The organism is Xylophilus sp. (assembly GCA_009914555.1).
Lineage (GTDB): Bacteria > Pseudomonadota > Gammaproteobacteria > Burkholderiales > Burkholderiaceae_C > WNDY01.
The window spans coordinates 24,017-39,702 of sequence record WNDY01000011.1 but is presented as its reverse complement, the minus strand read 5'-3'; the positions used below and the strand labels follow the sequence as shown (position 1 = coordinate 39,702).

Annotated in this window: 14 protein-coding genes; all 14 read right to left on the bottom strand. The window is 70.9% G+C overall.

The window, feature by feature from the left end:
* Positions 1-88 precede the first annotated feature (88 nt).
* The 14 genes from gmd to GAK38_RS07690 all read right to left on the bottom strand — a co-directional run bounded on the left by gmd (position 89) and on the right by GAK38_RS07690 (position 15,684).
* The gene (gene gmd / locus GAK38_RS07755; RefSeq protein WP_325342934.1) at positions 89-1,129 is read right to left on the bottom strand and encodes a GDP-mannose 4,6-dehydratase; all 1,041 of its coding nucleotides are present in this window, start codon (positions 1,127-1,129) and stop codon (positions 89-91) included.
* A gap of 9 nt (positions 1,130-1,138) precedes the next feature.
* Entirely contained in the window at positions 1,139-2,695 is a 1,557-nt protein-coding gene (locus GAK38_RS07750; RefSeq protein ID WP_325342932.1) for a mannose-1-phosphate guanylyltransferase/mannose-6-phosphate isomerase, read from the bottom strand.
* Between the two features lie 56 nt (positions 2,696-2,751).
* Positions 2,752-3,459: a response regulator transcription factor gene (locus GAK38_RS07745; RefSeq protein WP_325343033.1), complete on the bottom strand. Its 708-nt coding sequence runs from the start codon at positions 3,457-3,459 to the stop codon at positions 2,752-2,754.
* 115 nt (positions 3,460-3,574) lie between these two features.
* Entirely contained in the window at positions 3,575-4,636 is a 1,062-nt protein-coding gene (gene galE, locus GAK38_RS07740) for a UDP-glucose 4-epimerase GalE (protein WP_325342930.1), read from the bottom strand.
* 26 nt (positions 4,637-4,662) lie between these two features.
* Positions 4,663-5,910: a glycosyltransferase WbuB gene (locus GAK38_RS07735; protein WP_325342928.1), complete on the bottom strand. Its 1,248-nt coding sequence runs from the start codon at positions 5,908-5,910 to the stop codon at positions 4,663-4,665.
* Entirely contained in the window at positions 5,907-7,214 is a 1,308-nt protein-coding gene (locus GAK38_RS07730; protein WP_325342926.1) for a polysaccharide biosynthesis protein, read from the bottom strand. The genes GAK38_RS07735 and GAK38_RS07730 overlap by 4 nt, the downstream gene beginning before the upstream one ends.
* Positions 7,215-7,234: 20 nt before the next feature.
* Positions 7,235-8,167: a hypothetical protein gene (locus tag GAK38_RS07725; protein WP_325342924.1), complete on the bottom strand. Its 933-nt coding sequence runs from the start codon at positions 8,165-8,167 to the stop codon at positions 7,235-7,237.
* Positions 8,168-8,183: 16 nt separating this feature from the next.
* Positions 8,184-9,143, bottom strand: a complete 960-nt coding sequence (locus GAK38_RS07720) for a hypothetical protein (RefSeq protein ID WP_325342922.1) — start codon at positions 9,141-9,143, stop codon at positions 8,184-8,186.
* The gene (locus tag GAK38_RS07715; RefSeq protein WP_325342920.1) at positions 9,140-10,270 is read right to left on the bottom strand and encodes a glycosyltransferase; all 1,131 of its coding nucleotides are present in this window, start codon (positions 10,268-10,270) and stop codon (positions 9,140-9,142) included. The genes GAK38_RS07720 and GAK38_RS07715 overlap by 4 nt, the downstream gene beginning before the upstream one ends.
* The gene (locus GAK38_RS07710; RefSeq protein ID WP_325342918.1) at positions 10,267-10,662 is read right to left on the bottom strand and encodes a hypothetical protein; all 396 of its coding nucleotides are present in this window, start codon (positions 10,660-10,662) and stop codon (positions 10,267-10,269) included. Before GAK38_RS07710 ends, GAK38_RS07715 begins: the two co-directional genes overlap by 4 nt.
* Positions 10,663-10,692: 30 nt before the next feature.
* On the bottom strand, positions 10,693-11,574 hold the full coding sequence (locus GAK38_RS07705) for a hypothetical protein (protein ID WP_325342916.1): 882 nt from the start codon (positions 11,572-11,574) through the stop codon (positions 10,693-10,695).
* A gap of 58 nt (positions 11,575-11,632) precedes the next feature.
* The gene (locus GAK38_RS07700) at positions 11,633-12,583 is read right to left on the bottom strand and encodes a GDP-L-fucose synthase family protein (RefSeq protein ID WP_325342914.1); all 951 of its coding nucleotides are present in this window, start codon (positions 12,581-12,583) and stop codon (positions 11,633-11,635) included.
* Between the two features lie 51 nt (positions 12,584-12,634).
* Positions 12,635-13,420, bottom strand: a complete 786-nt coding sequence (locus GAK38_RS07695) for a sugar transferase (protein WP_325342912.1) — start codon at positions 13,418-13,420, stop codon at positions 12,635-12,637.
* Complete coding sequence (locus GAK38_RS07690) at positions 13,417-15,684, bottom strand: polysaccharide biosynthesis tyrosine autokinase (RefSeq protein WP_325342910.1); 2,268 nt, start codon at positions 15,682-15,684, stop codon at positions 13,417-13,419. The genes GAK38_RS07695 and GAK38_RS07690 overlap by 4 nt, the downstream gene beginning before the upstream one ends.
* Positions 15,685-15,686: the final 2 nt, after the last annotated feature.

The window sequence follows — 15,686 nt, the reverse complement described above, 5'->3', positions numbered from 1 at the left end:
GGGAAACAGCCGGGCATTGTACCAGTCCAATACGCGTGGCCGATGCATGCAATGGCACGGCCGCCCGTGGCGCGCAGGGGCGCCGTGCTCAGAACGAGATCCCCTGCATGTTGCGCCGCATGTCCGCCTCCACCATCATCTGGCAGAGCTGCTCCAGGGTGGTCCGCGGCTCCCAGCCGAGCCGCTCTGCGGCCTTGGCGGCATTGCCGACCAGCAGGTCCACTTCGGCGGGGCGGTGGAAGCGCGCGTTCACGCGCAGCACCGTCCTGCCGGTGGCGGTGTCGACCGCCGTCTCGGAGGTTCCGGCGCCCTTGAACACCACCTCCATGCCGACCTCCTCGAAGGCCATGCGCGCGAAGTCGCGCACGGTCTGCGTGCGGTTGGTCGCCAGCACGTAGGTGTCGGGCTCTGCGGCCTGCAGCATGCGCCACATGCCTTCGACATAGTCCTGGGCGAAGCCCCAGTCGCGCCGGGCCTCCAGGTTGCCCAGTTCCAGCGCGTCGAGCTGGCCCAGCTTGATCCGCGTGACGCCGTCGGTGATCTTGCGGGTGACGAATTCGTGGCCGCGCAGCGGGCTTTCGTGGTTGAACAGGATGCCGCTGCAGCCGAAGATGCCGTAGCTCTCGCGGTAGTTGATGGTCATCCAGTGGGCATAGAGCTTGGCCACGCCGTAGGGGCTGCGCGGGTAGAAGGGCGTGTCCTCGGCCTGGGGCACGGCCTGCACCTTGCCGAACATCTCGGAGGTGGATGCCTGGTAGAAGCGGATCGACGGGTTGACGAGGCGGATCGCCTCGAGGATGTGCAGCGCGCCCAGGCCGGTGATCTGCGCCGTCGCGGCCGGCTGGTTGAAGCTCACGCCGACGAAGCTCTGGGCGGCGAGGTTGTAGATCTCGTCGGGCGCGGCGGCATGGAGCAGGCTCAGGCAGCTGCCCAGGTCGGTCAGGTCGTATTCGACCAGGTGGAGGTCCGGATGGGCCTGGATGCCGAGCTCCCGGATCCGCCAGAAGTTGACGGAACTCGTGCGCCGGTAGGTGCCGTAGACGCTGTATCCCTTGGCCAGCAGGAACTGGGCGAGATAGGCACCGTCCTGGCCGCTGATGCCGGTGACGATCGCGGTCCGTTGCTTCATGGCCGCCCCCTAGACGCGGAACTCGCCGGACAGCGCGGGCCAGGGCATGGCGGCGGCGCGCGCGCCGGCGGGCGATGCGGCAGCCTCGCGCGGGCGGGAGGGGTCCGCCTTGCCTGCCTCGATGCCGGCCGCAGGGGGCGCCGGGGCGGCGGCCCGGGTGGTGATGCGGTCATAGGTGTCGTCGAAGCGCACGATGTCGTCCTCGCCGAGGTAGCCGCCGGTCTGCACCTCGATGACCTCCAGCGTGGTCTTTCCCGGGTTCTCCAGCCGGTGGACCGCGCCCGAGGGCAGGTAGATCGATTCGTTCTCCCGCACGAGGCTGACCTGCCCGTCGCAGGTGGCCCGAGCCGTGCCCTGCACCACGACCCAGTGCTCGGCGCGGTGGTGGTGCATCTGCAGCGACAGCTTGCCGCCGGGCTTGACCGTGAGGCGCTTGACCTGGAAGCGCTCGCCGATGTCGATGATGTCGTAGGCGCCCCAGGGGCGCACCACGCGCCGGTGTTCGGTCGCCTCGGCGCAGCCCTCGCGCGCCAGCATGCGTACCACGTCGGCCACCTGTTCGGCGCAGCCGGCGCCTGCCACCAGCACCGCGTCGGGCGTGTCGACGATGATCAGATCCTCGGTGCCCAGCGCCACCACCGGCCGGTGGGGCGCGTGGATGAAGGTGCCGCGCGCACCCAGGATGCTGGCCTTGCCGCTCAGACGGTTGCCGGCGTTGTCTTCGGCATGCAGGGTGGCCACGGCGTTCCAGCTGCCGACGTCGCTCCAGGCGCCTTCGTAGCGCACCATCGCGATGTCCTGGTGCTTCTCGAGCACGGCGTAGTCGATGCTGTCGCTGCGGCAGGCCTGGAAGGATTCGGCTTCGAGGCGATGAAAGCTGTCGTCGGTGGAGCCGGCGGCCACGGCCTGTTCGCAGGCCCGCAGGATGTCGGGCGCATGCGCCTCCAGGGCCTCCAGCAGCGTGGCGGCGCGCACCAGGAAGATGCCGGCGTTCCAGCAGTACCCGCCATGCGCCACCAGCGCCGCGGCCAGGTCGGCCGCCGGCTTCTCGATGAAGCGGGCCACGGCGCAGCTGACGCCGTCGGCCGCGGGCGCGCCGGCCTCGATGTAGCCATAAGCGGTGCTCGCGAAGGTCGGCGTCACGCCGAAGGTGACGATGTGCCCGGCCAGGGCTGCATCCACGCCGCTGCGCACGGTACGGGCGAACAACCCGGCATCGGGAATGTGGTGGTCGGCCGGCGCGAAAAGCAGCAGGTCGCCGCCATCGGCCTTCAGCGCAGCCACGGCCATGGCAGCCGTCGTGTTGCGCGGTACCGGTTCGAGGAGCTGGCGGCCGGTGGCGCCCGCCAGGCCCAGCGTTTCGCGCACCAGGAACCGGTGGTCCTCGGAGCAGACGCAGGTGATGTCTCCATGCAGGCCGCGCAGCCGCTCCAGCGTGAGCTGGAGCAGGCTTCTGCCCGCTATCAGCGGCGCGAACTGCTTGGGCAGGGCCTTGCGCGAGAGGGGCCAAAGGCGCGTGCCGCTACCACCGCACAGCACGACGGGATGAATGGTCGGGAGGTTCATGGCAGGTCCGATCTGGAAGAGGATGGAAAAAAAGGGAGGTGGAGGATGGCAAGCCCTCAGAGCTGGCCGGTCTGCGTCGCGAAGCTCACCGCCTGGGCGCGGGAGCGCACGTGCAGCTTCTTGTAGATGTTCTTGATGTGGCTGTTGACGGTCTGCCCCGAGATGCCGAGGCGCTCGCTGATCTCCCTGGACGCGTAGCCCTTGGACACGCAGCGCAGCACCTCGCGCTCGCGCGTCGTCAGCGTGGCCTCGTACGGCGGAACCTCCAGCTGCGGCACGGTGTCGGTATCGAGGTTCATGCGCGCCAGCAGGCGGCGCGACAGCCGGGGCGTGATGGCCGCCCCGCCGTTGACCACCTGCAGCACGGCATGCGAGAAGCTCTGCAGCCAGGCGTTCTTGAGCAGGTAGCCGGTGGCGCCGAGCCGGAAGGCATGCAGCACGCGCGCTTCGTCCTCCGTCGAGGTGACCACGATGATCTCGCAGTAGCTGTGCCGCTCGCGCGCCTCCCGGATCAGGTCGAAGCCGTTGCCGTCGCTGAGGTTCAGGTCCAGCATGAGCACGTCGAACTCCTGCGAGGTCAGCAGGCGGCGCCCGTCGCGCACGCTGCCGGCCTGGGCCTGGAGCTGGATGCGCACGTCGGCCAGCAGTTCCTGGGCGATCACGTGCCGCATGAATTCGTCGTCGTCCACCAGAACCACGCGTACCGGCGCATGCTCCTGGCCCGTCAGGAAGTGGGGCCAGGGCAATGCCGCGGACGCGCGCATCCCGGCGAAGTGGTCGGGGCGCCAGCTCAGCGCGTGGCTGGGCGGCGGCGGATCGGCGAATGGAGACTGTGGCGTGGACATGGCGGCATGCCTTTCGAGTTGGATCGTTCTGCTGTCAATGGGCGGACGGCTCGGCGTTGCGCGCCGTGGGCGCGGACCCATCGAATCCCCAGGGGTTGCGCATCTGCCAGCGCCAGCTGTCGACGCACATCTCGTCCAGCCCCCTGCGCGCGCGCCAGCCGAGCCGTGCCTCCGCCAGGCTCGCGTCGGCCCAGTAGGCGGGTGCGTCGCCGGGACGGCGCGGGCCGACATGGACGGCGATGGACCGTCCGCTGGCACGTTCGAAGGACGAGATCACTTCCAGCACCGACGCGCCGCGCCCGGTGCCCAGATTCACCATGAGGATGCCGGGTTCGCGCGCGACATGGCGCAGCGCCGCGACATGCCCCTCGGCCACATCCATCACATGCACGTAGTCGCGCACGCCCGTGCCGTCGGCCGTGGCGTAGTCGGTGCCGTGCACCACGAGGTGGCTGCGCGAACCGATCGCCACCTGCGAGAGGTAGGGCATCAGGTTGTTCGGCCGGCCGTGGGGATGCTCGCCGATCAGGCCGCTTTCGTGCGCGCCCACGGGATTGAAGAAGCGCAGGCAGGCGACATGCCAGCGGTCGTCGGACTGCACCAGGTCGGCGAGCATGGTCTCGACCATCGCCTTGGTGCGGCCGTAGGGGTTGACCGCGGCATAGGGCGCATCCTCCGGAATCGGCGAGCGGGCGTTCGCGCCATACACCGTGGCCGACGACGAGAACACCAGGGCGCGCACGCCCGCGTTGCCCATGGCCCGCACCAGCGCGAGCGTGCCGGCCATGTTCACTTCGTAGTAGCTGAGCGGATCGGCCACCGTTTCGCCGACCGCCTTCAGCCCCGCCAGGTGCAGCACGCCGCCGAACCGGTGCGCCTTGAACAGTTCGGCCAGCGCTGCGGCATCGCGGATGTCGCAGCGCACCAGGTCCGGCGCCACGCCGGTGATGTCGGCGATGCGGTGCAGCGCATGGATGTTGCCGTTGGCCAGGCTGTCGAGCACCACCGGCAGGTAGCCCGCGCCGATGAGCGCCACGCAGGCATGGCTGCCGATGAAGCCCGCGCCGCCGGTGACCAGTATCTTGCGGGAATGCACGTCCGGGTCCATCGTGGTCGCCCGTGTCAGCCTGCGACGCAGCGCCGCAGTTCATGCTCGAATCGGTGGAGGATGGCATCGCGATCCAGCTCGGCCTCGGCATAGGCGCGGCCGGCCGCGCCCAGGGCCTCGCGGCGTGTCCGTGACGTCGCGAGCTGCGCGATCGCCTCGGCGAGGAGCCGGGCGTCGCCTGGCGGCACCACCATGCCGCGGCCGGCCACCACGCGGCCCAGCTCGGTTCCGGGACGGGCCGTCGCGACCACCGCGCGGCCGCTGGCGAACATGCCCGCGAGCTTGGACGGCATCACCAGGTCGGCGGCATCGTGCCGCTGCGGCAGCACATGGATGTCGGCCATGCCCAGCAGCGCGTCGAGCCGGTCGGCCGGCTGCAGGTCGAGGAAATGGACGCGGCGCAGCGCGCTGCAGGCATCCACCAGCGCCGCGCGGCCCGGCCCGTTGCCGCAGATGACGAAATGGATGCCGGCCGTCTCGCCGAGCAGCCCGGCGGCCTGCACCAGCAGTTCCATGCCCTGCTTGTTGCCGAGGCTGCCGGCATAGAGCACGACCACGGCGTCGCTCGGCATGCCCAGCTCGGCGCGGTAGTCGTCGGCCACGCCGCCGCGGCCCTGGGCGCCGGCCGGGCGCGGGCGGATGGCGCGCACGTCGACCCAGTTGGGAAACCGCACCAGCCGAACCGGCGCCACGCCCTTGTCCTCGGCCCGGCGCAGCATCGCGTCCGACAGGGTGGACACCCGGTCGAAGCGGCCGAGCAGCCACCGCTCCACCGCCAGGGCCATGCGCCGGATGCGCCCGCCCTGCAGCAGGCCCAGGCCGAAGGCCGCGTCCACCTCGTAGTCCTGGATGTGCAGCCAGGACTTGATGCGCAGCGCCTTCGAGAAAAGCAGCGCGGCCGGCGCGCAGAACAGCGGCGGCTCGACCACGAGGACCACGTCGGGCCGCCAGCGCAACTGCGCCAGCAGCAGCGGGACGCTCGACACCATGAAGGACAGCAGGTGCGCCATGCGGGCCAGCGTGCGCGGCTGCGACGGCACCCAGACGGGTGCGCGCCACACCGGGATGCCCTGCCAGTCCGACTTGCGGTAGGCCCGGCCCGAATACCCGTCGAACACCTTCCATCGGGGAAAGAACGGCGGCGATGCGACGACGCGCACCGCATGGCCCCGCGCGCTGAGCCACTGTGCCATCTCGCCCGAATAGCGGCCCACGCCGGCCAGCTCGGGCGCGAAGTTCATCGAGTACAGCAAAATTTTCATCGCAACCTCTGCCATGCGCCGCGCGTGAGCCGCGTGATCGGGAAGATGCCGAACGCGAGCCGCATGCGGACCTCGTACAGGGCCAGGTCGGTGCCGCAGGCCAGGAAGAAGACGTAGTGAGGCCTGCCGGGGAAGAGCAGGGCCACGGCGCCGTAGGACAGCAGCCGGACCGCCACCTCCGCCAGCGCCCAGCGGCCGAGCGAGGCCACCGGCGTGCGCAGCGCCAGCAGCATCTCGTGGTGCACCGTGTAGGTCCGCAGCAGGAAGTAGGGCGCAAGGCACAGGAAGATCCCGACCGCCTCGCGCCCCACGTGCAGCAGCGGCGCGGCCAGCGTGATCAGCGCCGCCAGCATGGCGAAAAGGCCGCAGCCCAGCAGGAAGGACTGGCGCGCCAGCGGGAAGGCCGAAGCCTCCAGCGTCTGCGCATCGGCCTGCAGCATGGCTGGGGTCCGGGTGTAGAGGAAAGCCTGCACGAACTGCGAAGGCGCCTCGGCCAGCAGGAAGGCGATCTTGAAGGCGCCCACGTAGCCCAGCGGCATCAGCAGGGCCACGATCTGCAGGTCGGACTTACGCAGCAGGAACATCAGCAGCGAGTACACGGTGGCGCCGCCCTGGGTCGCCAGCGCGAGCGCCGCCCGGCCGCGCGGCGGCCCGCCGGGCCGGCTGGAAGGCACCACGGCCGCGGTCACCAGCAGCATGCCGAGCAGGTTGACGGCCAGCAGCGACGGCACGCCGAGCCCACCGCCTTCGCCGCTGCTGCCGCAGAGCACGGCTGCGGCGCCCACGCACAGCACCAGGAAGGTCGCGCGGATGCCCGGCTCGAGGTTGAGCAGTCCCGCATGCCCCTGTCCGCGGTCGTAGGCCAGGCGCAGGGTATTGAAGGCGAACACGCCGAGCGTGCACACGATCAGCGCGAACGGCCATCCGGGCACCGGCAGGCGCTGCGCCGCCAGCAGGGCTGCGGCCAGGAGCGTGGTCAGCGGCAGGCCCAGGGCCAGCGTGCGCTGCAGGTCGCCCCGGCGCACGCGCAGCATGCCGGCGGCCGCCTGCCGGGAAAACAGCAGCGAGCTGCCCAGCGTGGCCACGACCAGCGCCATCTCCAGCACCGATTGGTAGAGCGAGTATTCGCCGAAGCGCGCCGGCGTCATGGTGGCGGCCAGCAGGAACACCGCCGCGAAACCGGACAGGTAGACGTAGAGCCGCGACGCCAGCGCGCCCAGCCCGCGCAGCGGCAGCCGGCCCAGGCCCTGCATGCCGGGCGCGGTGCGCCGAACGGTCGATGGGTCGTGCGATGGGATGAGCATGGTCGGCGCGCCTGCTGCTGCTATTCGGCGGCCGGTGCGTCGGCCAGCGGCCCGGCCCGGCCGATGCGGCGCAGCGCGGCTGTGACGCGGTAGCCCAGGTTCTTCGCCCTGCGCGCGGCGTACATGGCATAAGTCAGCCAGGCGACCAGGTGCACGTGGCCGTGCAGGGCCGGCGCCATCGCCACCTTGGCCTTGCCCTGGAAGTGCAGTGCCAGCACGTCCACCTTCTGGCCGACCGAGCCGGTCAGGTAAGGCCGGCCGTCGGCGAAGCCGATGCGCTTGGCGCCGCCGCGCAGGCGGAACTCGCGCGGCCGAAGGTTGTCGGCGGTGTTGATGTTGTGGTCGATCACCCGGCCCTCGAACACGCGGTTGATCGGCAGCGCATTGCCGCTGGCCTTCGCCCACAGGTAGAGCAGCGTCATGTCGGAGACGCCGCCGCGAAGGCCGCGTGCGGTGAACCGGTCGGCGATCGCGCGCAGGCCGGCGATCCCTTCGGGCGTGCCGTAGGTCTGGAGGACGAAGGCGACGAAGCGTGCAAGCCCCTGCGCCGTCCAGTAGCTCACGTGCGGCGAGATCTGGCACGGGTTCCAGCCATCGGAGGGACGGATGTAGGAGCCGGCGAAATCGCAGCGGCCCGCGATCCGGCGCACATGCGTGCCGATGCCGCGGAACAGCAGCACGTCGCTGTCGACGAGCACGAACTGCCTGCACGCGGGGTGGCGCCTGAGGTATTCGGCCAGCAGGAAGTACCGGCGCAGGCAGATCTTCTCGAACGCCGGCGTGTTGCTCGACAGGTGGACGTAGGCGCGGCACAGCTGCTCGTAGCCGGGGCCGGCGTCCACGTCCGTCAGCACGAGCAGCTGCTCCTGGGCCCGCGCCGCGGAGGCGCGGCACAGGTCCAGCGTGCGGTTCTGGCGGTCTTCGACGACGATGAAGGTGATCGGTGGGTGCATGTTGGTGCCTGCGTTGTCAGGAGCCCGGGGCCGTGGCGCTGCGCACCAGCGCGACGTGGGCGGGCAGGAAGCGGAAGTCGGCGTCCAGCGGCAGGTCGAGCGTGAACAGGCCGCCGCGGGCCTTCGCTTCGGCGATCCAGTCGCGTATCTGCGCGGCGGTGAAGCGCGGCGGCGAAGGTCGCCCCCACCAGCTGCCCAGCGGCGTCAGCACGTGGAAGACCAGGCCGGAGGCCTGCCCGGCCGGGCGGGCAGGCGGCTGAAGGAACTCGCCGGCCATCACGTCCTGGCAGGGCGCGGCCCTGCGGCTGAAGCGCTGCGGGCCTTCGCCGGGGTTGAAGGCGAGCCAGCGGTCGGCGTTGCCGCTGCGCGCGGCGCTGCACAGCGCGCTCCAGTCGCCGTCCGACATTCCCCGGGTGTCGTAGGTGCCGTCGAACCACCAGCCCTGCGCCAGCCTGCCGTAGCGGTCGGACCATTCGCGGATCACCGCGGACCAGTGGAGGATGAAGCGCTGCGGCGGAGGCTCCTGCTCGGACACGTCGTCCAGGCAACGCATCAGCGCAGCGTCGGCCTGCAGCGCACGGAATGGGAGGTACAGCACCAGCGCCATGCCGCGGCGCTGCAGCGCCTGGCCTATTTCCAGCGGCCGGTCGCGCGGCGGCCGGTCGCGCACGCTGGTGGGACACAGGGCTTCCAGCGCGGCGTTGGGCGCGATGTACTGGCCGTTGTTCTGGCCCAGCGTCAGGATCAGGTAGGACGCGCGCATGTCCGCCAGCGCCGCGACGAAGGCTTCGACGTCGAAGCGGGCGATGTCGGCGATCGTCTGGCGGTCAGGCAGGTAGTGCACCATCACGCCGAACGGCGGCGTGGTCTGCGCGGCCCACTGCGCGGCGGGCTGGGCCGTGCCCGCGCCGGCGGCGGCACCGAGCAGCGCCAGGACGATTACGCGGCGCAGGCGGCGCAGCGTCAGCGGCTTCACAGCGGTGCTCCCGACGCGGCGGCGGCATCGCGCTCGAGCATGAGATAGCGGCTCGCCACCGCCGCCGGCTGGCAGTCCGGCGCATGCGACCAGGCCGGGCGCAGCTGCTGGTGCGTGCTCAGGTAGCGCGACAGGCAGTCGAGGTCGCAGGCGTCATCGCCCACGAAGAAGGCGTAGCCGCCGAACAGCTCGCGGTGCACCGGGATGTCGGACAGCAGCAGCGGCACGCCCAGCATCGCCGCCTCGGCCGCCGACAGATTGAAGCCCTCGAAGGTCGACAGCGAGATGAACGCGCTGGCCCCGAGGTACAGGCGGATCAGTTCGTCGCGCGGCAGCATGCCGCGGTGGCGCACGCTGTCGCGCAGCGCCGGTGCGACGGCCGCAGCCATGCGCGCGACCTCGGCCGCGCCGTTGCCGGTGATGTCCAGCCAGTCGACCAGGCCATAGCATTTCATGCGCGCGAAGAGCCGCAATGTGGCGCCGAAGTTCTTGTGCGGGTAGTAGTGGTAGGGCGCGATCAGGTAGCGCTCGCCGCGGACCGTGCCGTCCGCCGGCGCGGGCGGCACGGCAGCATCCACCGGATTGAAGATGACGCTCGGGCGGTGGCAGCGGCCGAAATGGCGCTCGAAGTCCTGCTGGCTGCTGCGGCTGATGAAGACCACGTGGGCCTGGCTGCGGGCCACGCGGCGCAGGTTCCAGTCGAGCCACAGGCGCTTGGCGCGGCTGAAGTGCTCGGGGTAGGTCTTGTACTGGAGGTCGTGCACGATGACGATCGCGTCGCGGTGCCGGCCGAACAGGGCGAACGGCAGGAAGTAGTTGGGGAACAGCGAGACCAGCCGCCGGCCCGACACCTGGGCCGAGACCAAGTGCGCGTTGTAGAGCAGCACCTCCAGCAGGAAGCGGCTGAGTCCGATCCGCCGCGCCAGCGCGAAGAGCCGCGGGTGCCGGGCGCTGACCGGCGCCACGTCCACGCCGGGCGACGACCGCATGCTCCGCAGCAGCATTTCGGCCACGTTGAGCACGCCGCCCGCGCCGCGGTTGAGACGCAGCGTGTCGTAGAACAGGTGGCTGGCCATGGCGGCGCGCATGGGCGTGCCTTCGCCTTCGGGCGGCCGGGCGGTGCTCATGCCACGGCACCTGTGCGGGGCTGCGCCAGGGGCACCGTGCGTTCGCGGCCCGTGCACAGCCAGCCCAGGGCCAGCGCGGCAAGGAGTCCGGATGCGGCGAACGGCCCCCAGCCCAGAATCGGCCCGCGCATCAGCGGCACGTAGGCGGCCAGCAGCACGAGCGCCGAGAGATAGCCGCCGGTCAGCGCGCTGCCCGGGACGAGCCGACGCTCCAGCGCCGCGCCGACAATCGACAGCGCCAGGCCCAGCAGAAAGGGACCGGCCAGGCCGAAATCGAGGTAGGCGGTGGTGAAGGGTGCCAGCGACAGGTTGCTCTGCGAGAAGTTGTTGAGCACCACTGGCCAGCCGAGCGGGTCGTAGTCGGGAAAGAGCTTGAGATCGTGCGGCAGCACGAACGACGCGGCCGAAAGCAGGTAGCGCCCTCAGCCCAACTCGGCCGCCGGCGCCCGTTCGAGAAGGGCGGCCACCACGTAGGTCGTGTCGAAGTCGCTGCTGTAGGGGAAGACCGCAAGCGTCTCGCCCCACATGCTGCCGCGCGACACGAGGTTGAGCACCGGGCCCAGGCCGGCGATGGCGCCCGCGACGACCACGGCCAGCGTCCAGCGCCGGGTGCGGCCGAACGCATGCAGCAGCAGCGGCAGTCCCCCGACCAGCAGGATCTGCCGTGCCGTGGTGACCGGATTGGCGGCGACGGCGGCCAGCACCGTGGCCGCCGCCGCGGTACACCACGCACCGGCCGTCCGCTGGCGCAGGGCGCGGATGGCCAGCACCACGGCGCCCACGAGCGCCACGAGCTTGGGCAGCGTCGAAAAGACGATGCCATCGAACGGCGCGCTCGGAACCTCCGAAGGCAGCCCGCGCGCGACGAAATTCAGCTCCGGCCGCAGCCACAGGGCTGCGAACCCGCCACCCACCAGCAGGAGCAGCAGCAGGGGGTGGGCCACGTCGGGCGGCGGGCGCACGCCGGCCGGCGCAGGGCGGGCCGCCGGCCCCACCAGGCATGCCGCCTCCACTCCTGCGAGGTAGAGCAGCAGCAGCGCCAGCGCCCGGGTGTACGCCTGCGCGCCGACCGGCCCCGCGCCCCAGAAGCTCGCGTCCACGGCGATCTGCATCGCCGGCGCGATCGAGAAATAGACGAGCACCGTGGTGTAGTGCAGCAGCAGGAACACGCTCGCGGCCCCGCCGCCGAGCTGGGCCAACTGCACCAGCGAGAGCGCGAACACGGCGGCATAGCCCCATGCGGGGTCGGTCAGCCCGCATAGCCATGCCGCCGCCAGGCCGCACCAGAAGCTCAGGGTTCTCATGGCGTTGTCCATGGGTCGATCGCCGCGGCGGTCAGGCATGGGCCGGCTGCAGGGTATGTCAGTCCGAAGGGCTGTAGTCGGCATAGGTGCGGCGGAGGCCTTCGACCAGCGGCACGGTGGCCCGCCAGCCGATGGCGGCCGCGCGCGACACGTCCAGCAGCTTGCGCGGCGTTCCGTCGGGGCGGGACGGGTCGAACTGGATCCGGCCCTGGTACCCCACGACGGCGCGCACCTGCTCGGCCAGTTCGGCGATCGACACGTCCTGGCCGGTGCCGAGGTTGATATGCGCGCGCATCGGGTCGGTATGCGCGTCATACGCGGCCCGCGGCAGGCCCATCACCGCGATGCAGCCGTCGGCCATGTCGTCGACATAGAGGAATTCCCGCCGCGCGCGGCCGGTGCCCCAGATCACCACGCTCGACGCGCCGCTGGCCTTGGCTAGGTGGAAGCGGCGGATCAGCGCCGGCACCACGTGGCTGTTCTCGACATGGTAGTTGTCGCCCGGGCCGTACAGGTTGCTCGGCATCACGCTGCGGTAGTCGATGCCGTGCGACGCGCCGTACTGCCGGTTGTAGCTCTCGCAGAGCTTGATCCCGGCGATCTTGGCCACCGCATAGGGCTCGTTGGTCGGCTCCAGCCGGCCGCCGAGCAGCGATTCCTCGGCGATCGGCTGGTCCGCCAGCCGCGGATAGATGCAGCTCGAACCGAGGAACAGCAGTCGCTTCACCCTGGCGGCGAAGGCCTCGTGGACCACATTGGCCGCGATCAGCAGGTTCTGGTAGATGAATTCGGCCGGGTAGGTCATGTTGGCATGGATGCCGCCGACCTTGGCGGCCGCCAGGTAGACCTGGTCGATGGGCTCGGTGGCGAAGAACCGGCGCACGGCCTGCTGGTCGAGCAGGTCGAGTTCGTCGTGGCCGCGCGTGACGACCTCGTGCCCGGCTGCCTGCAGCCGCTTCGTCAGCGATCGGCCCACCATGCCGCGATGACCTGCAACGTAGATACGCATGAAGTTCTTCCGTGTGAGAGGGTTGGAAATCCGAAAAGCGGTCGGCTGCGGCTAGCCGGAGCCGCGGGCGCCGGCCACCACGGCGAACGTCTTGAGCAGGATCGCCAGGTCCTGCCGCAGCGACAGCGTGGAGACGTAGGCGGCATCCATCGCGGCGCGGCGCCGGTAGCTGACCTCGCTGCGGCCGCTGACCTGCCACAGTCCGGTAATGCCCGGCCGCACGGCGCAGTAGTGCGGCCAGTAGCGGCCATACAGATCCTTCTGCGCGAACATGCACGGGCGCGGGCCCACCATGCTCATCTCGCCCTTGAGCACGTTCCAGAACTGCGGCAGCTCGTCGATGCTGTACTTGCGCAGGACGGCGCCCAGCGGCGTGATGCGCGGGTCGGGGTCCAGCTTCTGGAACGTGGCCCACTGCCGACGCGCGGCCTCGTTCTCGCGGAGATGGCGTGCCAGCACCTCGTCGGCATTGCGCACCATCGTCCGGAACTTGTAGAACCGGAAGACCCGGCCGTCCTTGCCGTAGCGGGGCTGCGTATAGAGCGCGGGCCGGCCCGAGCTCAGCAGCACGGCGGCCCAGACCAGCGCGTAGGCCCAGCCGAACAGCAGGAAGAAGGTGGCCGCCATGAGGATGTCGAGGCCGCGCTTGGTGTGCTGCAGCAGCCGGGCATGGTCCGGCGGACGCAGCTGCGTCGCGTCGTGCAGTGCGCTCATTGCGATACCTGCGCGCTCGGGCGCTGCGGTGCGGGCGCCTTCGGGCGGCCGCGCGGAGTTCACCGGAGTACCTGCGCCTTCGGCTGCGGTGCGAGCGCCTTCGGACGGCCGTGCGGCGCTCATGGCGTCGTCTCCACGCGGGCCGGCAGCAGCGCGGCCTGCTGCGGGCGCAGCGCCTGGCTGCCGTAGCGGTAGGCGTAGCTGCCCCGGTAGCGCTGGCGCGCGTCCAGGGCGTTGAGGACCACGCCCTGCACGCGGATGCCCGCGTGGCGCAGCTCCTTCAGGCTCCGCGACAGTTCGCCGAGTTCGCTGTCGCCGGCGCGGGCCACCATGAGCAGCATGCCCATGCCGACGGCCATCTCGGCCACTTCGGGCGCCAACAGGGCCGGGGGGGCATCGACGATCACCACGTCATAGCGGGCCGACAGGCGGGCGAGCAGGCCGCTGAAGGCTTCGCGGCCGAACAGGTCGCTCGGCGCCGAAGCGGGGGTGCCGGCTGCGATCACGTCCAGGTTCGGCAGCACGGAGGTCTGGATGGCCGACGGGTCGTCGGCCGTGCCGGCCAGCAGGTCCGACAGGCCGGCGCGGTGCCGGAGGCCGAAGCGCGGCCCGATGCTGCTGCGTCGCAGGTCGGCGTCGATCAGCAGCACGCGCTTGCCGGCCGCAGCCAGCAGCACGGCGAGGTTGGACGAGACGAAGGTCTTGCCGGCGCCGGGCGCGGCGCTGGACACGATGATGCGGTTGTTGGGCGCCCGCGGGGCCGCAAACCGCAGCGCGGTGCGCAGCCGGCGCAGACCTTCGAGCGCCGGGTCCTGCGGATGCTGCAGGGCCAGGATATGGGCGCCTGGCCGCTGCCTGCGCACCGCGCGGTCCAGCAGGCGCTGGTGGTCGCTCAGCGCCACGGTGCTGTAGACCTCCAGCCCGGTGTGGGCCTCGATCTCGGCCGGGCTCTCGACGGTGCTGCGCCAGCTGCGACGTACCAGCACCAGGCCCAGCCCGGCGAACAGCCCGGCCACCGCGGCCAGGCCCATCGCGATCAACGGCTTGGGCCGGATGGGCTCCTCGGGCTGAAGCGCATGGTCGAGCACGCGCACGTTGCCGATGCGGCCTTCCTTGGCCAGCCGCATCTGCAGCGCGCTGTTGAGCAGCGACACGTACAGGTCGGTGTTCACCTTGATGTCGCGCTGCATGCGCAGGGTGGTCTGCTGCAGCATCGGCATGCGGCGGATGCGCTGCTCGTTCGCGCCGAGCTGCGAGCGCAGGGCCGCGATCTGCGCGTCGACGGTCTGCACGCCGGGGTCGCGGGCGGTGAAGCGTTCGGTCAGCTCCAGCCGCTTCTGCGTGGCGTCGAGCAGCTTGGACTGCAGCTCGACGTTCTGCGCCAGCGTATTGCGGGCCTCGTCGTCCAGGCTGACCGTGCCGTTCTGGTTGCGGTACTGGTTGTAGGCTTCCTCAGACTGCTCCAACTGCTGCTTGAGCTTGGGCAGCTCGCCGTCGAGGAAGTCGAGCGCGCGCTGGGCCTGGGCGGTCTTCTGGTCCACGTTCAGCCGCACATAGAGCCGCGCCACTTCGTTGAGCAGGTCGGCCAGCTGCACCCGGTCGCCGTGCTGCCAGCTCAGGTCGATCACCGACGACTGCCGGCCCTTCTCGACCACGCGCAGGTCGCGCTGCAGCTCCAGCAGGGTCAGCTGCGCGGACTGGCGCACCAGCGCGAACTGCGCGCCCGGCAGGCCGGACAGCGAGCCCACCAGCAGGTGCAGCGGGCCTTTCGGCGTGTCGGCGTCGAGCAGGGTGCCGACGCGGCCGGCGATCGGCCTGTCCAGCCGGGGATGCGTCAGCGTGTAGGTGTTGCCGGTGCCGGCCGTCAGGAGGAAGCGTGAGCCTTCCAGTTCGGCCAGAACGTCCATCCGGGCCACGGTGATCTGCTCGGTACCGCTGACGTAGCCGGGGATGCCGGCAAAGCCCGGCTGCGAGAGAGTCCTGGCGTTGCGCGCCAGCCAGGGGCCGATCAGCGGAACGTAGAGCGGCCGGGCCTCGATGTAGAGCTTTGTGTCCTCGATCGCCTGCCCCAGCACCAGCCGCGACTTCAGGATCTCGGCCTCGCCGGCCGTGGGCGTGCGGGCGTTCAGCGCGCTGCTCGCCGAGTCGCCGACCAGGGTGCCGCCCGAGCGGTCCGGGTCCTCGACCTGGAGCAGGACGTTGGCCTCGTACACGCGCGGGCCGAAGAGCGTGTAGATCGCGCCCAGCAGCAGCGCCACGGCCAGCGCCTTGAGGATGGTGGCGCGGTGGTCGATGAACAGGTCGGCATATTCCCTCAGCCGCGGGCGCGGCGCGGCGGCGCCGGCCGCGGCGGGCAGGGTTGCGGCGACGAGCAGGGGTGCATTCATGA

Excerpts from the sequence above, each read along its gene's own strand:
- GAK38_RS07745 (WP_325343033.1), bottom strand. The coding sequence starts at position 3,459 with ATGCGCGCGTCCGCGGCATTGCCCTGGCCCCACTTCCTGACGGGCCAG.
- GAK38_RS07715 (WP_325342920.1), bottom strand. The coding sequence starts at position 10,270 with ATGAGCACCGCCCGGCCGCCCGAAGGCGAAGGCACGCCCATGCGCGCC.
- GAK38_RS07705 (WP_325342916.1), bottom strand. The coding sequence starts at position 11,574 with ATGAGAACCCTGAGCTTCTGGTGCGGCCTGGCGGCGGCATGGCTATGC.
- GAK38_RS07750 (WP_325342932.1), bottom strand. The coding sequence starts at position 2,695 with ATGAACCTCCCGACCATTCATCCCGTCGTGCTGTGCGGTGGTAGCGGC.
- GAK38_RS07725 (WP_325342924.1), bottom strand. The coding sequence starts at position 8,167 with ATGCACCCACCGATCACCTTCATCGTCGTCGAAGACCGCCAGAACCGC.
- GAK38_RS07730 (WP_325342926.1), bottom strand. The coding sequence starts at position 7,214 with ATGCTCATCCCATCGCACGACCCATCGACCGTTCGGCGCACCGCGCCC.
- GAK38_RS07695 (WP_325342912.1), bottom strand. The coding sequence starts at position 13,420 with ATGAGCGCCGCACGGCCGTCCGAAGGCGCTCGCACCGCAGCCGAAGGC.
- gmd (WP_325342934.1), bottom strand. The coding sequence starts at position 1,129 with ATGAAGCAACGGACCGCGATCGTCACCGGCATCAGCGGCCAGGACGGT.
- GAK38_RS07700 (WP_325342914.1), bottom strand. The coding sequence starts at position 12,583 with ATGCGTATCTACGTTGCAGGTCATCGCGGCATGGTGGGCCGATCGCTG.
- GAK38_RS07735 (WP_325342928.1), bottom strand. The coding sequence starts at position 5,910 with ATGAAAATTTTGCTGTACTCGATGAACTTCGCGCCCGAGCTGGCCGGC.
- GAK38_RS07690 (WP_325342910.1), bottom strand. The coding sequence starts at position 15,684 with ATGAATGCACCCCTGCTCGTCGCCGCAACCCTGCCCGCCGCGGCCGGC.